The following is a 20617-nucleotide window of genomic DNA, read 5'->3' on the forward strand; positions in this document are numbered from 1 at the left end:
AAAGCCCCTCGGATTATATAATCTGGTGAGCGGCAAACGTATTTCAATATCCCGTCATAGGGAGGATTTCATGCAGAATGCGGATAATGACAACGCCACAGACAGTGGCGCGGAAAGTGTAAAGCGACTTTCACCGGCGGCGCAGCGAGCGTTGAAAGAAGCGGAAGAACGGCGCAGGCAACAGGCCGATCTCCAGCTGCCGCCGGAAACCGGCGGCCGGGGCGGCGCGGAACCCGTGCGTTTCGGCGATTACGAAATAAAAGGCCGGGCCATCGATTTTTGAGCGCCACAAATAAAAATACCCGCCAAAGGCGGGTATTTTATATTTTAAAACAAATAGTTATTTATTTTTGCTCCAGAAGCCGGCATACCGCTTCAAGCTGTTCCAATGTGCGGTAACCGATACGGATTTGCCCTGATCCGCCCTTGTGGCTGATCTTCACATCCAGCCCGAGAGCATCGGACAGGCTGCGTTCGAGCGCGATCGTATCGGAATCCTTTTCCGCCGCAGGTCGCTTCTCCGCAACATCGCCCTGCGATCTGATATCGTTCTGCGCCAGGCGCTCGGCGTCACGCACCGAAAGTCCCTTGGATACGATTGTTTTCGCGAGCGTCGCCGGATCGGAGGTGGAAACAAGCGCGCGGGCATGACCTGCGGAAAGCGAGCCATCCGCCAGCATATCCCGTACCGGATCGGGAAGCTTCAAAAGCCGCAGGCTGTTGGCAACGTGGCTTCGGCTCTTGCCGATGATTTCGCCGAGATCATTCTGCGTATAGCCGTGTTCGGCGATCAGCTGCTCATACCCCATAGCTTCTTCAAGCGGATTGAGGTCGGAACGCTGTACGTTTTCGACAATTGCCAGTTCCAGCGCCGTGCGATCATCCACATCGCGAACGATGACGGGAACATCGGTAAAGCCCGCCAGCTGCGCCGCACGCCAGCGCCTCTCGCCCGCAATAATCTCGTATCGGTTGACTTCAACCGTTCTTACGACCACAGGCTGAACAATTCCATGCTGACGAATGGAGGCAGCAAGATCCTGCAGCTCGTTCTCATCGAAATGACGCCGCGGGTTCCTCTGGCTGCGAGCGATGAATTCGATGGGAATGGTACGATCGGCGTTAACAGCGCGCTGGGGCTCACCCACGGGCACAGGCTGGTCCATTTCTCCGATCAATGCGGCAAGACCGCGCCCCAGCCGACGCTTGGAAAGATCATCACTCATAAGATATTACTCCATACATTCCGGCAAACGTCAGGCGGCTTTACGCAGACGCTCTCTCTGAATCACTTCGGACGCCAGTTGCAGATAGGCCTGGCTGCCGGCACATTTCAGATCATAGAGAATTGCCGGTTTACCATAGGACGGCGCTTCGGAAACACGCACATTGCGTGGAATGAGGGTGTGGTAAACCTTTTCGCCCAGATGCGTGCGCACATCCGAAACCACCTGCTGTGCAAGATTATTGCGCGCATCGAACATCGTAAGAACAATGCCCTGTATGTCGAGTTGCGGGTTCACCGATCCACGAATCTGACTGACCGTATCCAGCAACTGGCTTAGGCCCTCCAGTGCAAAGAACTCACATTGCAACGGCACGAGCACGGAATGTGCGGCCGTCATGGCATTCATCGTCAAAAGATTGAAAGAAGGGGGGCAGTCGACGAGAATATAGGAATAGCCTCTGGCTTCCTGCGTCTCCATGGCCGCACGCAGCAAGAAAACGCGGTTGGAAACATTCGCAACCTGCATCTCGAAACCGAGCAAATCCATTGTGGAGGGTACGATGTCGAGATTGGGAACGGCGGTAGGAACAGCAACTTCCGCTACCCCATGATCTCCAACCAGAAGATCGTAGGACGAAAGCTTGCGCTCCTTGCGGTCGATTCCAAGCCCGGTACTCGCATTACCCTGCGGGTCCAGATCCACGATCAGCACGCGCTCGCCAATAGCCGCCAGCGCGGTCGCCAGATTAATGGCGGTTGTTGTTTTACCAACACCGCCTTTCTGGTTTGCAACTGCGATAATTCGGTTTTTTTCCAAAGTCATGCCGCACCTGGCCAGCTTATCAGCGCCTCAAAGCGAGGTTGCTGATTTCAAGAACAACAGAATCTGCCTCAATGGCACTCTGATGTTTTACCAGATCAAACTCCCAGCGACCATGTGCTTTCTGCACTTCAGAATCATAATCCCGGCCTTTATTAAAATAGGCCTTGAGATTTGGGTTATTCTGCGCCCAGGGATGAATATAATCGAAAAGCAGATCCAGCTCGGCGAGCGCGCGCGCTGAAACGGCCTCGCAATTTTTGATGATTTCCGGTGCTTTCTCGATCCTGACGGGGTGGACTGCACCTCTTGCACCCGTTTCCTTCAGTGCAATTCGCAAGAATGCCGCCTTTTTATTGTTGCTTTCGACCAGATCAACCCAACCTTCGCCAAGCTCCGCCAGAAAAATCGCGGTGACGACCCCGGGAAATCCGCCGCCGCTTCCAAGATCAATCCACTTTTTTGGCTGAGGAGAGAGCTGGAATATCTGCGCGCTGTCGCCCACGTGCCGGTTCCAAAGCTCGGCCAGAGTGGAAGGCGCTACCAGATTTGTGGTTCTGTTCCACTTCTTAAAAAGCTCGACAAAATGCTCGAGCCTTTCCTGTGTTTCACGTGAAACACTCTGGCCGTTTATCGTCATAATCCGACTCGCTATTGGTGCATGCGTAATTTTTCACTTCGCGTTGCGGAATCCTTCCGCAGAAGTGCGAGCAGCAGCGATATCGCAGCCGGCGTCATGCCGTCAACACGAGCTGCCTGGGCAATATTCTCAGGACGGGCTTTTTCCAGCTTTTGTTTAAGCTCATTGGAGAGGCCGGACAAACTCTTAAAATCAAAATCATCCGGGATTTTTCTGTCTTCGTCCCGCTTGATATCGATGATATCGGCGCTCTGTCTCTGCATATAGACCGCATAACTCGCCTCGATCTGCAAAACCTCGGCAACTTTTCCGTCAATAGCGCCCAATTCCGGCCAATGTGCGGTAAGGACTTCGAGAGTCATATCCGGATAGGCCAGCAATTCATAAACAGACCGGCGTTGGCCGTCCTGATTAAGTTTCAACCCCTGCTTCGCCGCCTGGGACGGGCTGATGGAAATCGCCTTCATCAGCTCTCGACCGCGATCCAGATCGGAAATGAAGTTTGCAAAGCGTTCCTGCCGTTCACGGCCGATAATGCCAGCCATCTGACCGATTGGTGTAAGCCGCAGATCCGCATTGTCTACGCGCAGCGAAAGACGATACTCGGCTCGGGATGTAAACATGCGGTAGGGTTCGCTGACACCTTTCGACGTCAGGTCATCAATCATGACCCCGATATAAGACTCGGTTCGGCTAAAATAGATAGGATCGGCATTGCCCGCATAAAGCGATGCATTCAAGCCGGCAACGAGACCCTGAGCGCCCGCTTCTTCATAACCCGTCGTGCCATTAATCTGACCGGCCAGAAACAATCCCGGAATCTTGCGGCATTCCAGCGACGGCTTCAGCTCACGCGGATCGACGTAGTCATATTCGATCGCATAACCCGGCTGCAGGATCGTCACCTGTTCAAGGCCCGGTATCGTTCGGATAAATTGCTCCTGAACGGAAGCGGGAAGGGACGTCGATATACCGTTTGGGTAAATGGTGTGATCGTCCAGACCTTCCGGCTCGAGGAATATCTGGTGACCGTCCCGTTCACCGAACCGGGTGATCTTATCCTCAATCGACGGGCAATAACGCGGACCGACCCCTTCGATCTGTCCAGAATACATCGCCGACAGATGAATGTTGTCCTGAATGATCTTGTGGCTAGCCGGGGCGGTGCGAGTTACACCACATTCTATTTGCGGATTGAGAATACGATCCGTCATAAAGGAAAATGGGACAGGATCCTCATCGGCGGCCTGCCGATCCACCGCATTCCAGTCAATCGTGCGTCCGTCCAGTCGCGCAGGGGTGCCGGTTTTCAGGCGACCCATAACGAGACCCAGCCTCGAGAGCGTGTCCGAGAGGCCGACAGACGGCATTTCTCCCACACGTCCCGCCGGAATCTTTTCGGAACCGATATGAATGAGACCGCGCAGGAAGGTACCGCTCGTCAGCACAACCGCGCCACAAGGAATCCGGCTACCGTTCTTCATGATAACGGCTGCCACGCGATCATCTGCCATCTCAATATCGAAAGCATCGCCTTCAATAATGGTCAGGTTTTCAATCGCATCGATTTCGCGTTGCATGGCTTCGCGATAAAGCCGCCGGTCGGCCTGCGTGCGCGGACCACGGACGGCCGGTCCCTTTTTGCGATTGAGCATGCGGAATTGTATGCCCGCTGCATCGGCAACCCGACCCATCAAGCCATCCAGCGCGTCGATTTCCCGAACGAGGTGTCCCTTTCCCAGACCGCCGATGGCAGGATTGCAGGACATGACGCCGATCGTCTCACGCTTGTGGGTAACAAGGGCGGTTTTTGCACCATGCCTCGCAGCAGCCGCCGCGGCTTCGCTGCCCGCGTGGCCACCGCCAATAACAACGACATCGAATGACTGGTGCATATCCCTGCGCCCTGTTCTCTCAGCATCGACATCGCCGCCTCGGCCGCCGATGTTTCACGTGAATCATTTTCCTATGCAGAATTCCGAGAAGATCACGCTTAGCAAATCTTCTACATCAACGCGGCCGGTGATCCGTCCGAGCGATGTCGCCGCGAGTCTTAAATATTCCGACCTTATCGCAAGGTCCAGGGCCTCGGAATCGAGCGCATCACTAACATAGTTCAGCGTCTCTTCAAGTCGTTTTTTATGTCTGGCGCGCGCCGGAACCAAGGTCTGGCCCGCACCGACGCGTTTTTCTATCTCCTGCTTCAGCATCGAACGCAGTTCGCTCAGGCCTATTCCTTCCTTTGCTGAGATAGACAAATCAAATCCATCATCCAAGACAGGGGAATGAAGCGCTGTTTTCGTTCTAACTCGCAAGTAGCTCTGGTTCTTGAATGATTCGAAATTTTGTTTCGGAAACGAATCATTATCCTGCAGCAGCAGAATAAGATCTGCTGTTTCCGCGGTCAGAACCGCGCGACGTACACCTTCGAGCTCCACGATATCCTGTGTTTCCCGTATTCCTGCCGTATCGAATATCCGGACGAGATATCCTTCCAGATTGATGTCAACGCTCAAGACATCTCTCGTCGTGCCGGCAATATCGGTAACGATCGCAACATCGCGGCCGCTAAGAGCGTTCAAAAGAGTGGATTTGCCCGCATTCGGTTCACCGACGAGCGCGACCTTGAACCCGTCGCGAATGATTTCTCCGCTTTCGCCACCCTGGAGATGATCCCGGATTTCCTTTTGGAGAAGCGCCATGGCTTCCCAAACCTGAGCCGCCACGGAATCCGGAACATCCTCCTCGTCGGCAAAATCCAGTTCCGCTTCGATGAGCGCGCGAGCGCGCGTCAAGCGGCTGGCCCAGCCATCATAGAGCGCCGACAATTTGCCACTGCTCTGTTCCACCGCCAACCGCCGCTGCATTTCGGTTTCAGCCTGCAATAGATCGGCGAGGCCTTCGACCTCAAGGAGATCCATCTTCCCATTCTCGAAGGCCCTACGGGAGAACTCACCGGCATCGGCAGGCCGAAGTCCTTCGAGATTTTCAAGCTCGGCAAAAATCGAAGCCATGACCGCGCGACTGCCATGGCTATGAATTTCAACACAATGCTCACCCGTGAAAGAATTTGGAGCCGGAAAGACGATTACCAGCGCTTGGTCGATGATCTCATCGTTTCGATTCCGAATCGAGCAGAGCCTCGCCTTTCGTGGTGAAGGAAGTTCCCGGCCCGTCAACATCTCCAAGGCATCGAAAGCCTTGGAGCCGCTGATCCTGATAACAGCCACACCGGCCGGCAGAGCACCGCTGGAAAGCGCATAGATCGTATCGGCGGAAGCTGGCATCATTCACCTCGGTCTAAAACAGTCAAGCCGCATCCGAATAAACGGATACGGCTTTAATGCTCTTATGATGAATCCGGCTAAAGTTCGGATCAGGTATTCATCGATTCGAAGAAATCCGAATTATTCTTGGTCTGCTTCAGCTTGTCGATCAGGAATTCGATGGCGTCCATCGTGCCCATCGGCGCGAGAATACGGCGAAGAACGAAAATCTTCTGCAGATCCTGACGCGGCACCAGCAGGTCTTCTTTGCGCGTACCGGATTTCAGAATATCGAGTGCCGGGAAGATGCGCTTATCGGCAACCTTGCGGTCGAGCACGATTTCCGAGTTACCGGTACCCTTGAATTCTTCGAAGATGACTTCATCCATACGGCTGCCGGTATCGATCAGCGCAGTCGCGATAATGGTCAGCGAACCGCCTTCTTCAATGTTGCGAGCGGCGCCGAAGAAGCGCTTCGGGCGCTGCAGCGCGTTGGCATCCACACCACCCGTCAGAACCTTACCGGAGGAGGGAACAACCGTGTTGTAGGCACGGCCGAGGCGCGTGATGGAATCGAGCAGGATGACGACGTCACGACCATGTTCGACCAGGCGCTTCGCCTTTTCGATCACCATCTCGGCGACCTGCACGTGACGAACGGCCGGTTCATCGAAGGTAGAGGACACAACCTCACCCTTCACCGAACGCTGCATGTCGGTCACTTCTTCCGGACGCTCATCGATCAGGAGAACGATCAGGTAGCATTCCGGATGGTTTGCCGTGATGGAATGGGCGATGTTTTGAAGCAGAACGGTCTTACCGGTGCGTGGCGGCGCGACGATCAATCCGCGCTGACCCTTGCCGAGTGGTGCGACGAGATCGATCACACGCGACGACAGGTCCTTCGAGGTCGGAACATCCAGTTCCATCTTGAAGCGCTCATTCGGATAAAGCGGCGTCAGATTGTCGAAGTGAACCTTGTGGCGGATCTTTTCCGGATCGTCGAAATTGATCGTATTGACCTTGAGGAGCGCGAAATAACGTTCGCCTTCCTTGGGGCCGCGGATCGGGCCTTCGACTGTATCGCCGGTCTTCAGCGAGAAGCGGCGGATCTGCGACGGCGAGATATAGATATCGTCCGGACCGGGCAGATAGTTTGCATTTGCGGATCGCAGGAACCCGAAACCGTCCTGCAGGACTTCAACGACGCCCTCGCCGATGATTTCGATGTCCTGGCTCGCGAGAACCTTAAGGATTGCGAACATGAGCTCCTGCTTGCGCATGGTGCTCGCATTTTCAACTTCCAGGGATTCGGCAAAAGTCAGCAAGTCGGTAGGCGATTTGCTCTTAAGTTCCTGAAGCTTCATTTCAGCCATGAAGAGAAGACCGTTTGATAATGTAATGTCGGGGGAGGGCGTGTTCGCGAATCAGATGCTGTGGGAGATACCGCAGATGACTGAATAATTCACATGCCACGAAGATGAGTGGCCCGAAAATAGCGATTGAACACGGCCGCTGCAAGAGGAAAGCACGAATTCCGCGAAATTTATCGTCGCAACGTCTTAACCGAAGGGTTTCACAACCACAAGTATGACGATGAGGATCATCAGCACCGTCGGAACCTCGTTCATCAACCGCCAGTGACGGGCAGGCCGCGTATTTTCATCCCGCGTGAAACGTTTTGCGCTGCGCGTGAAATAAACATGGGTCACAGTCAGAAGCACCACCAGCGCGATCTTTGCATGCAGCCAGCCACCGGAAAAACCATAAACCGACCAGGCGAGATAAAGTCCCAATATCCAGGATATCATCATCGCCGGGTTCATGATCACCTTGATCAGCCGCTGTTCCATCACTTTGAAGGTTTCGGATTGCTGCGAACCGGCGGGTGCATCGGTGTGGTAGATGAAGAGCCGCGGCAGGTAAAAAATCGCCGCCATCCAGGAAATAACGGCGATAATATGCAGCGCCTTGATCCAGAGATAGAGATCGGCCGGATCGGCATAAAATAACAGGGCGACGAAGGCAGCAAAGACACCGAGCGCGATGCCGGCGCGCAAAGCCGCCCGGTTTCCGGAACGAGCGGAGGTCTGTTTTTCGCCGCTCATGCCCCGGCTCCGCCGGCACGCACCCTCTGCACCAGCCGGGTGACGTTTTCCGGGTCAGCCTGCGGGGTGATGCCATGGCCGAGATTGAATATCAGCGGACCCTGTGCAAGAGCCTGCAGCACGGCATCTATACCATCCTGTAACGCCTTCCCTCCTGCCACCATCAGCATGGGGTCGAGATTGCCCTGCACGGGCCCTTCCTTCTGCAAGTCCCTGGCAAAGCTCAGCGGCACCGACCAGTCGAGCCCGATTGCGTCGGCGCCCGTCTTGCGACGATAATCCTTGAGAAGATAACCAGCCCCCTTGGCGAAGGCGATGATTTTTGCCGAAGGCCGACGGGCGCGCACCGATGCGATAATGCGGGCAACGGGTTTTATCGCATAATCCTCAAATTCCTTCTCACCGAGCACGCCGGCCCAGGAATCGAAGATTTGAACCGCATCCGCGCCTGCATCGATCTGCGCGACCAGATAATCGGCGGAAACGTCGGCGAGGAAAGCCAGCAGCTTTTCCATGGCCACCGGCTCCTGATAACCGAATAGTCGCGCCGGGGCCTGATCCGGCGTTCCGTGTCCCGCGATCATATAAGTCGCAACCGTCCACGGCGCGCCGCAAAAACCGAGAAGCGTCGTTTCATTGGGCAAAGAGGTGCGCAGACGGGAAACGGTTTCGAAAACGGGAGAAAGATGCGCCATGACATTTGTGGCATCCAGCTTCTCGATACCGCTGACATCGATCGGGTCCATGGCCGGACCTTTTCCCTCGCTGAAAGACACGTTGCGGTGAAGCGCATCCGGTATCACCAGAATATCGGAAAAGAGAATGGCGGCATCCAGCCCGAACCGGCGAATGGGTTGGAGAGTAACCTCCGTCGCCAGTTCGGGATTATAACAGAGATCGAGGAAACTACCGGCGCTCTTACGCGTTTCCCTGTACTCGGGAAGATAACGCCCAGCCTGTCGCATCAGCCATATGGGCGGCGGTGTGACCGTCTGCCCGTTCAACACCGTCATAACCTTGCGTTCGCTCATGGCACCCAGCTTCTAAAAAATAAAATCAAAGAGATTTAAAAGATTTTCTATTTCTTAGAGTCTGTGGGTAGCAAGGATTAAAATCATTCCAGTCGAAATGCCGCAGTCACAAAGTTTCAAGCGCGCCTGTCGATGTTATCGATCCGCTTGCTTTGGAATAATCGGGAGAATAGAAATTTTATAAATAATTTCAGTTATTTATGACGAACCAGAAAAACAGGACAACTGTGGATAATCTGGGGAAAATTTTGAATGGTTTCACATTCTTCCAACAATTCACAAGCACGTCGGAGACGATTGAAGCTACTTGCGGATTGTGGAAAAACACCACCTTATTCACGTCGCGGTTCGACCCGCAGGACAATTCGGAGATTTGTCCCGGTTTATCAACAGCGGGAGAAAAACAGCGTGGAGAACAAAAAAAGCTTCTTCCATCTGCACCTGATTTCGGACTCAACGGGAGAGACTCTGATGTCGGCCGGTCGGGCCGTTTCGGCACAGTTCCACGCTTCCATGCCGGTGGAACATGTCTATCCGATGATTCGAAACCAGAAACAGCTCGCACAGGTCGTCGACCTCATCGACAAGGAACCGGGCATTGTTCTCTATACGATCGTCGACCAGCAGCTGGCAGAGTTTTTGGATCTGCGGTGCCATGCGATCGGGGTGCCCTGCGTAAATGTCCTTGAACCCATTATCGGCATCTTCCAGACCTATTTGGGTGCGCCGTCCAGGCGGCGCGTGGGCGCGCAACATGCCTTGAATGCAGATTATTTTGCCCGGATCGAGGCGCTCAATTTCGCCATGGATCACGACGATGGGCAAATGCCCGAAACCTATGACGAGGCTGATATCGTCATCATCGGCATCAGCCGCACCTCCAAAACACCGACCAGCATCTATCTCGCCAACAGGGGAATAAAGACCGCCAATATACCGGTCGTTCCCAATGTGCCTTTACCCGACAGCCTCTATGCGGCCACGCGACCGCTGATCGTCGGGCTGGTCGCGACATCCGACCGGATATCGCAGGTGCGTGAAAACCGGGAACTCGGCGCGACGGGTGGATTTGACAGCGGCCGCTACACGGACCGCGCCACCATTATGGAAGAGCTGAAATATGCGCGAGCGCTCTGCGCCCGCAACAATTGGCCGCTGATCGATGTCACGCGCCGCTCCATCGAGGAAACGGCGGCGGCGATCCTTGCCCTTCGTTCGAGGACACGATAATCCGAATCGCACCATTCGGAGCAGACAGTCGATGCAACAAGAATTGATTCTCGCCTCGTCCAGCGCATCCCGCCAGATGCTGATGCGCAATGCGGGGCTGACATTTTCGGCCATCCCCGCGGATATTGACGAACGTGCGCTCGATGAACAGCTGGAACGAGACGGCGCCAGTCCGGAAGAGGTTGCGCTGGAACTCGCCAGGGCCAAGGCTCTTGCGGTTGGCGCGCTTTATCCAGAAGCACTGGTTCTCGGCTGCGACCAGACCATGGCACTCGGCACCCGCGTTTATCACAAGCCGAAAACCATGGCGGAGGCCGAAGCGCATCTGCTGTCATTGTCCGGCAAGGTTCATCGCCTGAACAGCGCTGCCGTTCTCGTCCGACATGGTGAGGTGGTATGGCAGATCGTTTCCAGCGCCGAGTTGACCGTCCGGACCTTGAGCACCGAATTTGTCTCCCGCCACCTGCAACGGGTGGGAGAAAAGGCCCTGAGCAGCGTCGGCGCGTATCAGCTCGAAGGAGAGGGAATCCAGCTATTCACCTCGATTGAGGGCGATTATTTCACGATTCTGGGTCTGCCGCTTCTGCCGCTTTTATCGAAACTGCGCGACATGGATGTCATCGATGGCTGATTCACGTGAAACATTAACCATAAACGCCTTCGTTGTCGGCTATCCGATCAAGCATTCGCGATCGCCTATTATCCATTCCTACTGGCTGAAGAAATTCGGCATTGCCGGTTCGTATAAGGCCGTGGAAATTCCTCCGGACGATTTCGCGAATTTCATTGCAACGCTGAAGCAGGGCAAGCCGGGCACGGCCGTCGGCGGCAATGTCACCATTCCCCATAAGGAAGCGGCTTATCGGCTGGCAGACAGACCAGATGCTCTGGCGGAAGAACTCGGCGCCGCCAACACTGTCTGGATGGAGGAGGGTGAGCTTCACGCTACCAATACGGATGGTTATGGTTTCGTCTCCAATCTCGATGAGCGGCATCCGGGCTGGGACAGGACAGAGCGGGCAGTGGTTATGGGTGCCGGCGGCGCTAGTCGGGCGGTCATTCAGTCGCTGCGTGATCGCGGCATCGCCGAAATCCACGTCCTCAACCGTACCGTCGAACGGGCGCGCCAACTGGCCGACCGTTTTGGGTCGCGGGTTTTTGCCCATCCCCAGGCAGCGCTTCATGAGGTCATGCAGGGTGCCGGGATTTTCGTGAATACGACGTCGCTCGGCATGGATGGAACGGAAGCGCCACATATTGATTTTTCGCCGCTGGCAGATCAGGCCGTCGTAACCGATATCGTCTATGTGCCGTTGAAAACACCGATCCTGAGAATGGCGGAAGAGCAGGGCGTCGCAACCGTCGATGGGCTCGGCATGCTGCTTCATCAGGCTAAACCCGGTTTCAAGCGATGGTTCGGCAAAACGCCGGAAGTCGATGAGGCCCTGCGTTCGCTCATCATCGAGGATATGGAGAAACATTGATGATCGTCATCGGTCTCACCGGCTCGATTGGAATGGGAAAAACGACGACGGCGAAGCTGTTTGCCGGGGAAGGAGTTCCGGTTCTCGATTCGGATGAGGTCGTGCACGGGCTTTACCGGGCGGAAGCCGCCCCGCTGATCGAAGCGGCCTTTCCGGGCACCACCGTTTCCGGTGCGGTGGACAGGCAGAAACTCGGTGAGATCTTGCGGCAGAATCCGGCTAATTTCAGCAGACTGGAAGAGATCGTGCATCCGCTGGTGCGCGCAACGCAGGAGGCGTTTCTGGCGCAGGCGAGGACAGAGGATCGGCAATTCGCCCTCCTCGATATTCCGCTGCTGTTCGAAACCGGGGCGGAAAGCCGGGTCGATAAAGTCGTTGTCGTCAGTTGCGCGCCGGAGATTCAGCGAGAGCGGGTTTTATCCCGACCTGGAATGACGGAAGAGAAATTCGAAATGATCCTCGCCCGGCAGATGCCCGACGCCGAAAAGCGCCGGCGTGCCGATTTTATCGTCGATTCCGGAAATGGTGTCGAAGCGGCACGGGATCAGGTAAGACAGATTCTGCAGAAACTGGCCGCTCAGTCGCGCCCCGGAGAGATGAATGCGTGAGATCATTTTCGATACGGAAACCACGGGCCTTGAATCGAAGCTGGACCGCGTGATTGAAATTGGCGGCATCGAGCTGATCAATCACTTTCCCACCGGCCGCACGCTGCATCTCTACATCAGCCCGGAAGATCGCAAGGTTCACCCCGACGCACTTGCCGTTCACGGGATTACCGACGAGTTTCTGAAGGATAAACCCAAATTCGCCGAGGTCGTCGACCAGATTCGCGACTTCTTCGAGGGCGCGCGCTGGGTGGCGCATAACGCCACATTCGATATGGGCTTCATCAACGCGGAATTCGCCCGTCTCGGCATTGAGCCAGTTGCCGCCGATCTGGTGACGGATACGCTTTCGCTCGCCCGTCGCAAGCACCCCATGGGACCGAACTCGCTGGACGCACTTTGCCGTCGTTACGGTATCGACAATTCCCACCGTACCAAGCACGGCGCTCTTCTCGACTCCGAGCTGCTCGCCGAAGTTTATATTGAAATGATCGGCGGGCGCCAGACGGCGCTCGGTTTCGGTTCCGCCGCCAAGCAGGAAACCATCATCGTCGAGGAAGACGTTGCGCTTGAGCCACTGCAAAGGCCGCGGGCTTTGCCCTCGAGGCTGGATGCGGAAACGGTCGCGGCCCATGGCAAACTCGTTCTCGGCATGGGTGACAAGGCGATTTGGAACCGTTACCAGAATTGATGCCTGTCCAGGCACCGGAAACGGTGCATGCCGTCAAAGAAAAACCCGGGCATGAACCCGGGTTTTGTTTTGTCTGAATTCTGCAGCGCAGAGCCGCGTCACTTAGTTCGGTACGGCCTGAACCTTGGCCTTTGCCTGTTCCTCGGCAACGCGCTGGGCGAACATCTGCGCAAAATCGATCGGATCGATCATCAGCGGCGGGAAACCGCCATTGCGGGTAACGTCCGCAATGATCTGGCGCGCGAAGGGGAACAGCAGGCGCGGGCATTCGATGAACAGCACCGGCAGCATATGTTCCTGCGGGAAGCCGGCGATGCGGAACACGCCGCCATAAACCAGCTCGGCCGCGAACAGCACCTTGTCGCCATCCTTGGCTTCAGCATTCAGCGTCAGCACAACATCGAAATCCGAACCCGAGATCGGGTTTGCATTGACGTTGACATTGATGTTGATCGACGGCGCATTGTCACGGGCCTGAAGCGAGCGAGGAGCACCCGGATTTTCGAAGGAAAGATCCTTGATGTACTGGGCAAGAATGTTGAGGGAAGGACTTACTGCGCCCTGTGCACCATTTTCAGCGGTCATTACATTTCCTCACGGCGTGAATTCGTGGAAGGCGGTCTATCATTTCGACCCGGGGCTTACAACCCTTCGTGATCGGGTCATCGCGATCCATTCCGCCCGGGATCAGGGTTTGGGCAGATCGCGATCATCCGGGTTGCGCGACCATGGCGAACCCTTTGGCTCTTCGCGATGAAACTCCTCCTCGTCGAGATCCACCACCTTCGAATTGCGCGCATGTCCCGGATCATTCCGAAAGCCGGAAAAATCACCGGGCTGAGGACCGGATTGCTGGCCGGATTGCCGAAACGAACCCGCAACGACGACGCGCGGCCCGAAGGCTTTCCAGAAAAAGCGCCGTACGGTGGGCGAGAGAAGCAGAAGGCCGAGAATGTCGGTAATGAAACCGGGGATGAAGAGCAGGATCCCGGCAACGACGCGCATGGCGCCATTTACCAGCTCATCCGCCGGCTGCGCACCGGTACGCCCCGCATCCTGAAGATTTCTCACCATGCCGATGCCGCCGAGCCGCAGGATGAGCAACCCCAGAAACGAGGTGAACAGGACGAGCGCCAATGTCAGCCACAGGCCTATCGCCTTGCCGACGATGATGAAACCGGCAATTTCGAGGATGGGCATCATCAGGATGACGATGGGGAGAAAGGAAAAACGCATCTTCTAGCCTTGCGTGTGCATCTCTGGCAGATTGCCGCTTCCCGGGACACCGATGATTGAATCTGCACATTTGAATGATGATAAGATGCAGACTATATGATGGTGTGGTTTTCGAATTTAAATGGCGGTTTTGGTAAAAGATGGGCTTCAGCGACTTTATCACATTGTTTTTTCTCGTTGCAGCGGTGCTGATCTTCTTTCAGCTGCGCAGTGTCCTCGGTCGCCGCACGGGCAATGAGAAGCCGCCATTCGACCCCTATAGCCCGCGAGATGTGGCCAAGGGTCCCGTTGCAGACGATAACAAGGTCGTGACCCTGCCGAGGCGCAGCGAGGGTGACGAAGAAAACCGTTTTGCCGAGGCGGATGCGCTTGCCCCCGTCGATACGCCGCTCAATGCGTCGCTGCGTGAGGTGATGACCAGGGACCCGTCCTTTGGGCCGAAGGAATTCCTGAACGGCGCCCGCATGGCCTATGAAATGATTGTCATGGGCTTTGCCGATGGCGACCGCAAGACGCTCAAGAACCTTTTGTCGAAGGAGGTTTTCGACGGTTTCGAGGCGGCCATTTCCGAGAGGGAAGGTCGTGGCGAAGTGGTGAAGTCCACCTTCGTGGGTATCGAGAAGGCAGATATCACCCAGGCCAGTGTGCGTGATTCTGAAGTGCAGATCACGCTGAGGATCGTCAGCCAGCTGATTTCGGCGACCTATGACAAGGATGGCAAGCTGGTGGATGGCGACCCGGATGCGGTTGCGGAGGTGGACGACATCTGGACCTTCTCGCGCGATATCCGCTCGCGCGATCCGAACTGGAAGCTGATCGCTACCGAATCCGAGCAATGACCGCGCCCTTTTCGATCGAAGAAGTTTCTTTCAGCGACCTGCCCGGATGGCGGCAAGACGATCCGGGCAAGCTTTTTCCGGCGATGGCGACAATCCTGTAGCATCTTCGGAATGCGAAACCCTACAGGACCGGCGCGCTCGGGGTCACGGCGGCGGAACTGGTCTCGCTTCTGGAAAGCGCAGAGAAAAACCAGACAAGCAGCCCGGAACAGGCGCGCCGGTTTTTTGAAACCAATTGCGTGCCTTTCAGGATTTCTCCAGCTCAGGGAAAAAGCGGTTTCGTGACCGCCTTTTACGAACCCGAGCTGGAAGTATCGTCCGAGCCCGACGACATCTGGCGTTATCCGATTTACCGCCGGCCCCCGGAGCTGGTGGATATCGACGACGCCAATCGTCCTGCCGGTTTCGATACGTCCTATGCTTTCGGCAGGCAGGATGAAAACGGTATTTCCTATTTTCCCGACCGCCGGGAGATCGATGAAGGGTATCTGGAGGGCAGGGGCCTTGAGATTGCCTGGGCAAGATCGAAGGTCGACCTGTTTTTCGTTCATGTGCAGGGTGCGGCGCGTCTGGTGTTTCCCGACGGCGCGGTGAAGCGCATCACCTATGCGGCCAAGGCCGGGCACGCTTTTTCGCCGATTGGCCGTCTGCTTCTCGATCGCGGGGAACTCGATCCGAAAACCGTGTCGATGCAGACGATCCGCAAATGGCTCGCTGACCATCCGGATGAGGTGGATGGGGTATTATGGCATAACCGCTCCTATATTTTTTTCCGGGAGGCGGATGTGGCCGATCAGGACATGGGGCCGGTTGCAGCTGCTAAGGTTCCGTTGGTCGCAGGGCGAGCGCTTGCGGTGGACAGGCTCATCCACACTTTCGGGCTTCCCTTCTTCATCCATGCGCCGTCGCTTACCCATCTCGATGACGGAAAACCTCTCGCGCGGCTGATGCTGGCGCTCGATACCGGCTCGGCCATCGTTGGCCCGGCGCGTGGCGATATTTTCACCGGCTCCGGTTTCGAAGCGGGAGAGCTGGCCGGTACCGTGCGCAATGAGGCCGATTTTTATATACTGATACCGCAGGTGGCTGCGCAGAGGTATAGGCGATGAAGAGCAGTCGCAAGCTCGGTAAGGAAGAGCGCATTCTGTGGGGAAAGGTCGCAAAAACCACGCGGCCGATCTCCGGCAGACTGGAAGACCTGCTGGCTTTCGATGACATAGAGGAGCCTCCGGTGGAGCCCGATGTTCCGCAGGCCGGCAAAGGCGCTTTTCCGCGCATGCTTTTGGAGCCGGCCGAGTCGTCGCCACCGGCTCCGGACAAGAAGCCGAAGATTCATCAGCCTATGGAAAAACCGGTCAAACGCAAGCTCACCCGTGGCCGGTTGCCGCTGGAAGGGCGGATAGATCTGCATGGCATGTTCCAGAGCGAAGCCCATGCGGTGCTGCTTGATTTTCTATTGCGCGCGCATGAACGCGGTCTGAGACACGTGCTCGTCATAACGGGTAAGGGCCGCTCCATCGGCAGCGACGGCGCGTTGAAAAGGGCAGTGCCCATGTGGTTTTCCAAGCCGGAATATCGCCACCTGATTTCATCCTATGAGGATGCATCCGCCAATCACGGCGGCGACGGCGCGCTTTATGTGCGGTTGGCGCGTCGGCGGGGTGAAAAGTCATGACGCCCTTTGCGGAGGCCGTGCGGCAACTTCGCGAGCGCAAGGGCGTGACGCAGAAGGAAATGGCCGCCGCAATCGGCGTATCGCCGGCCTATCTCTCGGCGCTGGAGCATGGCAAGCGCGGCAAGCCGAGCTTCGATCTCCTCCAGCGCATCGCCGGATATTTCAACATCATCTGGGATGAGGCGGAGGAATTGTTCTTTCTGGCCGGTTCTTCCGACCCGAAAGTGGTGATCGACACCATCGGCCTGCCGCCGCAATATACGGCTTTCGCCAACCGGCTGGCACGGGATATTCGCAAGCTGCCGCCGAGTGTGGTAGAGGAACTGTCAGCCGTGCTGCAAAAAAGCCGTTCTTGCGATTGAAACCCCTCTATCCCCTGCTTTATGCAGCATCCTGAAGCATGCGGCCTTTGGGATTGGGTGTAGAATTTCTATAGTCGCATGTCGGATTTGAGTGATTCGCTGGCTTCAGGCCCCCTCACTGGAAACCTGGCCCGAGAAAACTTTGGAAAGAGTATTTATGACCGAAACATCGTCAAGCGAAGTCGGCGCGAACGCGGAATATGGAGCCGATTCGATCAAGGTCCTCAAGGGCCTTGATGCCGTGCGCAAACGGCCCGGCATGTATATCGGCGATACCGATGACGGTTCCGGCCTGCACCACATGGTCTATGAAGTCGTCGACAACGCCATCGACGAGGCGCTTGCCGGTCATGCCGATCTGGTGACGGTGACGCTGAACGCCGATGGCTCCGTGACGGTGACGGATAACGGACGCGGCATTCCGACCGACATCCATTCTTCCGAAGGCGTTTCTGCCGCCGAAGTCATCATGACGCAGCTGCATGCGGGCGGTAAGTTCGACCAGAATTCCTATAAGGTCTCGGGCGGCCTGCATGGCGTGGGCGTGTCGGTGGTCAATGCGCTCTCCGTCTGGCTTAAACTCAGAATCCGCCGCAACGGCAAGCTGCACGAAATCGGCTTTACGCATGGCGTTGCCGATGCGCCGCTTTCCGTCATTGGCGAATATGAAGGGCGCTCCGGCACGGAAGTAACCTTCCTTGCAAGCCCTGAAACCTTCACCATGACGGACTACGATTACGGAACGCTGGAGCATCGCCTGCGCGAACTCGCATTCCTGAATTCCGGCGTCCGCATCCTGCTCACCGACAAGCGCCATTCCGATATCAAGCAGGAAGAGCTGCTGTATGATGGCGGTCTCGAAGCCTTCGTTCGTTATCTCGATCGTGCCAAGAAGCCGCTGGTGGACAAGCCAGTCGCCATCAAGGGCGAAAAGGACGGTATCACTGTCGAGGTCGCGCTGTGGTGGAACGATAGCTACCATGAAAACGTGCTGTGTTTTACCAACAACATTCCCCAGCGCGACGGCGGCACCCATATGGCCGGTTTCCGCGCGGCTCTGACCCGTCAGGTGACCTCCTATGCCGAAACCTCGGGCATCCTGAAAAAGGAAAAGGTGAGCCTGCAGGGTGAGGACTGCCGTGAAGGTCTGACGGCCATTCTTTCCGTCAAGGTTCCCGATCCCAAGTTTTCCTCGCAGACGAAAGACAAGCTCGTTTCGTCCGAAGTGCGTCCGGTCGTGGAAAGCCTTGTCAACGAAGCGCTCTCCACCTGGCTGGAAGAACACCCTTCCGACGCAAGAATCCTCGTCGGCAAGGTGGTGGAAGCGGCGGTCGCCCGCGAAGCTGCCCGCAAGGCGCGCGAACTGACGCGCCGCAAGGGTGCGCTCGATATCGCCTCTCTGCCCGGCAAGCTTGCGGACTGCTCCGAGCGCGATCCGGCGAAATCCGAACTCTTCCTCGTTGAGGGTGACTCCGCTGGCGGTTCGGCCAAGCAGGGCCGCTCGCGCGAAACCCAGGCGATCCTGCCGCTGCGTGGCAAAATCCTGAACGTCGAGCGCGCCCGTTTCGACAAGATGTTGTCCAGCCAGGAAATTGGCACGCTGATTACGGCGCTCGGTACCTCCATCGGCAAGGACGAGTTCAACGCCGACAAGCTGCGTTACCACAAGATCATCATCATGACGGATGCTGACGTCGACGGCGCCCATATCCGTACCCTGCTTCTGACCTTCTTCTTCCGCCAGATGCCGGAGCTGATCGAGCGTGGCCATCTCTATATCGCCCAGCCGCCGCTTTATAAGGTCACGCGTGGCAAATCCGTGCAGTACCTCAAAGATGAAAAGGCGCTGGAAGAATACCTTATTTCCATGGGTATCGAGGAAGCGTCGCTGACCCTCGGTTCTGGCGAAGTGCGTATCGGGGCCGATCTTCGTGAAGTCATTCTGGATGCGGTGCGCATGCGCTCGCTGATCGACGGTCTGCATTCGCGTTACAGCCGCTCGATCGTTGAACAGGCGGCAATAGCCGGCGCGCTGAACCCCGAGCTTTCGGCCGATGCTGCCCGCGCCGAGGAAACCGTTGCCGAAGTGGCGCGGCGTCTGGATATGATCGCGGAAGAAACCGAACGCGGCTGGTCCGGCACCGTACTGCAGGATGGCGGCTTGCGCTTCGAGCGCATGGTGCGCGGCGTCAAGGAAGTCTCGACGCTGGATATGGGCCTGCTCGGTTCGGCCGATGCCCGCCATATCGATCAGCTCGCAGCCCGCACGCGCGATATCTACGCTACGCCGCCGGTTCTGCAACGCAAGGATGGCACCATGGAATTGGCCGGTCCGCGAGCGCTTCTGGATGCAATTTTCGCCGCTGGGCGCAAGGGTCTTTCCATGCAGCGCTATAAGGGTCTTGGCGAAATGAATGCCGAGCAGCTCTGGGAAACGACGCTTGACGCCAATGTTCGCTCGCTGCTGCAGGTAAGGGTGAGTGACGCAACGGACGCCGACGGCCTGTTTGCCCGCCTGATGGGCGACGAGGTGGAGCCGCGCCGCGACTTCATTCAGGAAAATGCGCTAAGCGTCGCCAACCTCGACATTTAATCCTGTGGGGTGTTTCGCGTAACGATTCACGTGAAACGAAAATTTAACAAAAGGCCCGGCGGTCAATTTCCGCCGGGCCTTTTCTTATTCGGAGAACATCAATCACCCTTGCCGGTGAAGCGCCCTTCGAAGGCCACATCCGAAAGCGGCAGACGCTTGCTCGGCACTTCCCGCTCCGCCAGATCGTCAGGGAGAACGGACTTGTCGGTCAGCGTGCCGATGGCGACCGCGGCCTCCACCCTGTAGCCTTCCGGGATGTTCAGTTTTTCAACGATCTTGTCTTTCAATATGCCAGCCATGCCATGGGCGTGGTAACCGAGCAGGTGAGCCTGCATGGCAAGCGAAAACCAGGCAGCGCCGGCATCGAAGGAATGGGTCGCGGATGGTTTTTTCTCACCGTCGCGCGAGATGTTATAGTCGCGGGAAATGACAAACAGCAGCACGGAGGCGTTTTTTGCCCAGCGCTGGTTTCCCTCCATCAGCAGTTCCACGAAGAGCGGCCAGTCTTCGCTATCCTTGTGCGCATAGACAAACCGCCATGGCTGATAGTTGGAAGCAGACGGCGCCCAGTGTGCCGCATCCAGAATGGTCATCAGATGCTGGGACGGCATGGCATGGCCATCGAAGGCGCGCGGAGACCAGCGATCGAGGAAGAGGGGATCGACGGGATATTCTGATTGCCGGGAATTGCTGTTCGTCACGGGCCATGTCCTTTTGATTGACGGGAAGGAAAAGGTATTTTTCGAAACTTGGCGCAGTCAAGGGGTGACAAGTATGAATGCATCGTTCATATATGCATCACCTTG

At 56.5% G+C, this 20617-nt stretch carries 21 protein-coding genes and 1 pseudogene; 11 read left to right on the forward strand and 11 right to left on the reverse strand.

All coding sequences use genetic code 11. The annotated features are described in order from the left end of the window. Positions 1 to 70 precede the first annotated feature (70 nt). The gene (locus tag AGR7B_RS14145) at positions 71 to 283 is read left to right on the forward strand and encodes a DUF1674 domain-containing protein (RefSeq protein ID WP_080852934.1); all 213 of its coding nucleotides are present in this window, start codon (positions 71 to 73) and stop codon (positions 281 to 283) included. A 61-nt stretch (positions 284 to 344) separates the two neighbouring features. Here the strand turns inward: AGR7B_RS14145 and AGR7B_RS14150 are convergent, their stop codons facing one another. The 8 genes from AGR7B_RS14150 to hemE all read right to left on the reverse strand — a co-directional run bounded on the left by AGR7B_RS14150 (position 345) and on the right by hemE (position 9093). Further along, entirely contained in the window at positions 345 to 1226 is an 882-nt protein-coding gene (locus AGR7B_RS14150; protein ID WP_080856905.1) for a ParB/RepB/Spo0J family partition protein, read from the reverse strand. A gap of 30 nt (positions 1227 to 1256) precedes the next feature. Next, positions 1257 to 2051: a ParA family protein gene (locus tag AGR7B_RS14155; RefSeq protein ID WP_003521142.1), complete on the reverse strand. Its 795-nt coding sequence runs from the start codon at positions 2049 to 2051 to the stop codon at positions 1257 to 1259. Positions 2052 to 2070: 19 nt separating this feature from the next. After that, positions 2071 to 2688, reverse strand: a complete 618-nt coding sequence (gene rsmG / locus AGR7B_RS14160; protein WP_080856906.1) for a 16S rRNA (guanine(527)-N(7))-methyltransferase RsmG — start codon at positions 2686 to 2688, stop codon at positions 2071 to 2073. Between the two features lie 11 nt (positions 2689 to 2699). After that, entirely contained in the window at positions 2700 to 4583 is a 1884-nt protein-coding gene (mnmG, locus tag AGR7B_RS14165; RefSeq protein WP_080856907.1) for a tRNA uridine-5-carboxymethylaminomethyl(34) synthesis enzyme MnmG, read from the reverse strand. A gap of 63 nt (positions 4584 to 4646) precedes the next feature. After that, positions 4647 to 5978 (reverse strand): tRNA uridine-5-carboxymethylaminomethyl(34) synthesis GTPase MnmE, encoded by a 1332-nt coding sequence (gene mnmE / locus AGR7B_RS14170; RefSeq protein ID WP_162934140.1) that lies wholly within the window; start codon positions 5976 to 5978, stop codon positions 4647 to 4649. Positions 5979 to 6064: 86 nt separating this feature from the next. Further along, a complete protein-coding gene (gene rho / locus AGR7B_RS14175) occupies positions 6065 to 7330 on the reverse strand; it encodes a transcription termination factor Rho (protein ID WP_004444236.1) in 1266 nt (421 codons plus the stop codon). 186 nt (positions 7331 to 7516) lie between these two features. Further along, positions 7517 to 8062: a protoporphyrinogen oxidase HemJ gene (hemJ, locus tag AGR7B_RS14180; RefSeq protein ID WP_162934141.1), complete on the reverse strand. Its 546-nt coding sequence runs from the start codon at positions 8060 to 8062 to the stop codon at positions 7517 to 7519. After that, on the reverse strand, positions 8059 to 9093 hold the full coding sequence (hemE, locus tag AGR7B_RS14185; protein ID WP_078052270.1) for a uroporphyrinogen decarboxylase: 1035 nt from the start codon (positions 9091 to 9093) through the stop codon (positions 8059 to 8061). Before hemE ends, hemJ begins: the two co-directional genes overlap by 4 nt. 408 nt (positions 9094 to 9501) lie before the next feature. Here hemE and AGR7B_RS14190 point away from each other — a divergent pair, with 408 nt between their 5' ends. The 5 genes from AGR7B_RS14190 to dnaQ are packed head-to-tail and all read left to right on the forward strand — an operon-like array spanning position 9502 to position 13106. After that, positions 9502 to 10323: a pyruvate, water dikinase regulatory protein gene (locus tag AGR7B_RS14190; protein ID WP_003521149.1), complete on the forward strand. Its 822-nt coding sequence runs from the start codon at positions 9502 to 9504 to the stop codon at positions 10321 to 10323. A gap of 31 nt (positions 10324 to 10354) precedes the next feature. Beyond that, positions 10355 to 10954 carry a Maf-like protein gene (locus AGR7B_RS14195; protein WP_078052269.1) on the forward strand — a complete coding sequence of 200 codons (600 nt, stop codon included), beginning with the start codon at positions 10355 to 10357 and terminating at the stop codon, positions 10952 to 10954. Then, positions 10947 to 11807: a shikimate dehydrogenase gene (locus AGR7B_RS14200; RefSeq protein ID WP_078052268.1), complete on the forward strand. Its 861-nt coding sequence runs from the start codon at positions 10947 to 10949 to the stop codon at positions 11805 to 11807. The genes AGR7B_RS14195 and AGR7B_RS14200 overlap by 8 nt, the downstream gene beginning before the upstream one ends. Next, the gene (gene coaE / locus AGR7B_RS14205; protein WP_078052267.1) at positions 11807 to 12415 is read left to right on the forward strand and encodes a dephospho-CoA kinase; all 609 of its coding nucleotides are present in this window, start codon (positions 11807 to 11809) and stop codon (positions 12413 to 12415) included. The genes AGR7B_RS14200 and coaE overlap by 1 nt, the downstream gene beginning before the upstream one ends. Next, positions 12408 to 13106 (forward strand): DNA polymerase III subunit epsilon, encoded by a 699-nt coding sequence (dnaQ, locus tag AGR7B_RS14210; RefSeq protein WP_065656821.1) that lies wholly within the window; start codon positions 12408 to 12410, stop codon positions 13104 to 13106. The genes coaE and dnaQ overlap by 8 nt, the downstream gene beginning before the upstream one ends. Before the next feature lie 102 nt (positions 13107 to 13208). Here dnaQ and secB read toward each other — a convergent pair whose 3' ends face one another. Both secB and AGR7B_RS14220 read right to left on the reverse strand, forming a co-directional pair. Next, positions 13209 to 13691 (reverse strand): protein-export chaperone SecB, encoded by a 483-nt coding sequence (gene secB / locus AGR7B_RS14215; protein WP_003521154.1) that lies wholly within the window; start codon positions 13689 to 13691, stop codon positions 13209 to 13211. 102 nt (positions 13692 to 13793) lie between these two features. Next, a complete protein-coding gene (locus AGR7B_RS14220; RefSeq protein WP_065656820.1) occupies positions 13794 to 14342 on the reverse strand; it encodes an FxsA family protein in 549 nt (182 codons plus the stop codon). A 140-nt stretch (positions 14343 to 14482) separates the two neighbouring features. Between AGR7B_RS14220 and AGR7B_RS14225 the strand changes: the two genes are divergently transcribed. From AGR7B_RS14225 to gyrB, 5 genes and pseudogenes are all read left to right on the forward strand, one after another. Then, the gene (locus tag AGR7B_RS14225) at positions 14483 to 15181 is read left to right on the forward strand and encodes a Tim44/TimA family putative adaptor protein (RefSeq protein WP_137004140.1); all 699 of its coding nucleotides are present in this window, start codon (positions 14483 to 14485) and stop codon (positions 15179 to 15181) included. After that, a pseudogene (mltA, locus tag AGR7B_RS14230) lies at positions 15178 to 16290 on the forward strand (murein transglycosylase A). The gene AGR7B_RS14225 and the pseudogene mltA overlap by 4 nt, the downstream one beginning before the upstream one ends. After that, positions 16287 to 16856, forward strand: coding sequence for a Smr/MutS family protein (locus tag AGR7B_RS14235; RefSeq protein WP_080856908.1), 570 nt, complete (start codon positions 16287 to 16289; stop codon positions 16854 to 16856). Before mltA ends, AGR7B_RS14235 begins: the two are co-directional and overlap by 4 nt. Next, complete coding sequence (locus tag AGR7B_RS14240) at positions 16853 to 17218, forward strand: helix-turn-helix domain-containing protein (protein ID WP_003521160.1); 366 nt, start codon at positions 16853 to 16855, stop codon at positions 17216 to 17218. The genes AGR7B_RS14235 and AGR7B_RS14240 overlap by 4 nt, the downstream gene beginning before the upstream one ends. A gap of 157 nt (positions 17219 to 17375) precedes the next feature. Then, positions 17376 to 19811, forward strand: coding sequence for a DNA topoisomerase (ATP-hydrolyzing) subunit B (gyrB, locus tag AGR7B_RS14245; protein WP_078052265.1), 2436 nt, complete (start codon positions 17376 to 17378; stop codon positions 19809 to 19811). Positions 19812 to 19909: 98 nt separating this feature from the next. Here the strand turns inward: gyrB and AGR7B_RS14250 are convergent, their stop codons facing one another. Then, a complete protein-coding gene (locus AGR7B_RS14250) occupies positions 19910 to 20512 on the reverse strand; it encodes a nitroreductase family protein (RefSeq protein WP_080856909.1) in 603 nt (200 codons plus the stop codon). Between the last annotated feature and the right edge of the window lie 105 nt (positions 20513 to 20617).

It is taken from the genome of Agrobacterium deltaense RV3 (genome assembly GCF_900013505.1).
GTDB classification, from domain to species: domain Bacteria; phylum Pseudomonadota; class Alphaproteobacteria; order Rhizobiales; family Rhizobiaceae; genus Agrobacterium; species Agrobacterium leguminum.

Bases quoted from the DNA above. Each gene is read 5' to 3' on its own strand.
- AGR7B_RS14145 (WP_080852934.1), top strand. From the start codon at position 71: ATGCAGAATGCGGATAATGACAACGCCACAGACAGTGGCGCGGAAAGT.
- AGR7B_RS14150 (WP_080856905.1), bottom strand. From the start codon at position 1,226: ATGAGTGATGATCTTTCCAAGCGTCGGCTGGGGCGCGGTCTTGCCGCA.
- AGR7B_RS14155 (WP_003521142.1), bottom strand. From the start codon at position 2,051: ATGACTTTGGAAAAAAACCGAATTATCGCAGTTGCAAACCAGAAAGGC.
- rsmG (WP_080856906.1), bottom strand. From the start codon at position 2,688: ATGACGATAAACGGCCAGAGTGTTTCACGTGAAACACAGGAAAGGCTC.
- mnmG (WP_080856907.1), bottom strand. From the start codon at position 4,583: ATGCACCAGTCATTCGATGTCGTTGTTATTGGCGGTGGCCACGCGGGC.
- mnmE (WP_162934140.1), bottom strand. From the start codon at position 5,978: ATGATGCCAGCTTCCGCCGATACGATCTATGCGCTTTCCAGCGGTGCT.
- rho (WP_004444236.1), bottom strand. From the start codon at position 7,330: ATGGCTGAAATGAAGCTTCAGGAACTTAAGAGCAAATCGCCTACCGAC.
- hemJ (WP_162934141.1), bottom strand. From the start codon at position 8,062: ATGAGCGGCGAAAAACAGACCTCCGCTCGTTCCGGAAACCGGGCGGCT.
- hemE (WP_078052270.1), bottom strand. From the start codon at position 9,093: ATGAGCGAACGCAAGGTTATGACGGTGTTGAACGGGCAGACGGTCACA.
- AGR7B_RS14195 (WP_078052269.1), top strand. From the start codon at position 10,355: ATGCAACAAGAATTGATTCTCGCCTCGTCCAGCGCATCCCGCCAGATG.
- AGR7B_RS14200 (WP_078052268.1), top strand. From the start codon at position 10,947: ATGGCTGATTCACGTGAAACATTAACCATAAACGCCTTCGTTGTCGGC.
- coaE (WP_078052267.1), top strand. From the start codon at position 11,807: ATGATCGTCATCGGTCTCACCGGCTCGATTGGAATGGGAAAAACGACG.
- dnaQ (WP_065656821.1), top strand. From the start codon at position 12,408: ATGCGTGAGATCATTTTCGATACGGAAACCACGGGCCTTGAATCGAAG.
- secB (WP_003521154.1), bottom strand. From the start codon at position 13,691: ATGACCGCTGAAAATGGTGCACAGGGCGCAGTAAGTCCTTCCCTCAAC.
- AGR7B_RS14220 (WP_065656820.1), bottom strand. From the start codon at position 14,342: ATGCGTTTTTCCTTTCTCCCCATCGTCATCCTGATGATGCCCATCCTC.
- AGR7B_RS14225 (WP_137004140.1), top strand. From the start codon at position 14,483: ATGGGCTTCAGCGACTTTATCACATTGTTTTTTCTCGTTGCAGCGGTG.
- AGR7B_RS14235 (WP_080856908.1), top strand. From the start codon at position 16,287: ATGAAGAGCAGTCGCAAGCTCGGTAAGGAAGAGCGCATTCTGTGGGGA.
- AGR7B_RS14240 (WP_003521160.1), top strand. From the start codon at position 16,853: ATGACGCCCTTTGCGGAGGCCGTGCGGCAACTTCGCGAGCGCAAGGGC.
- gyrB (WP_078052265.1), top strand. From the start codon at position 17,376: ATGACCGAAACATCGTCAAGCGAAGTCGGCGCGAACGCGGAATATGGA.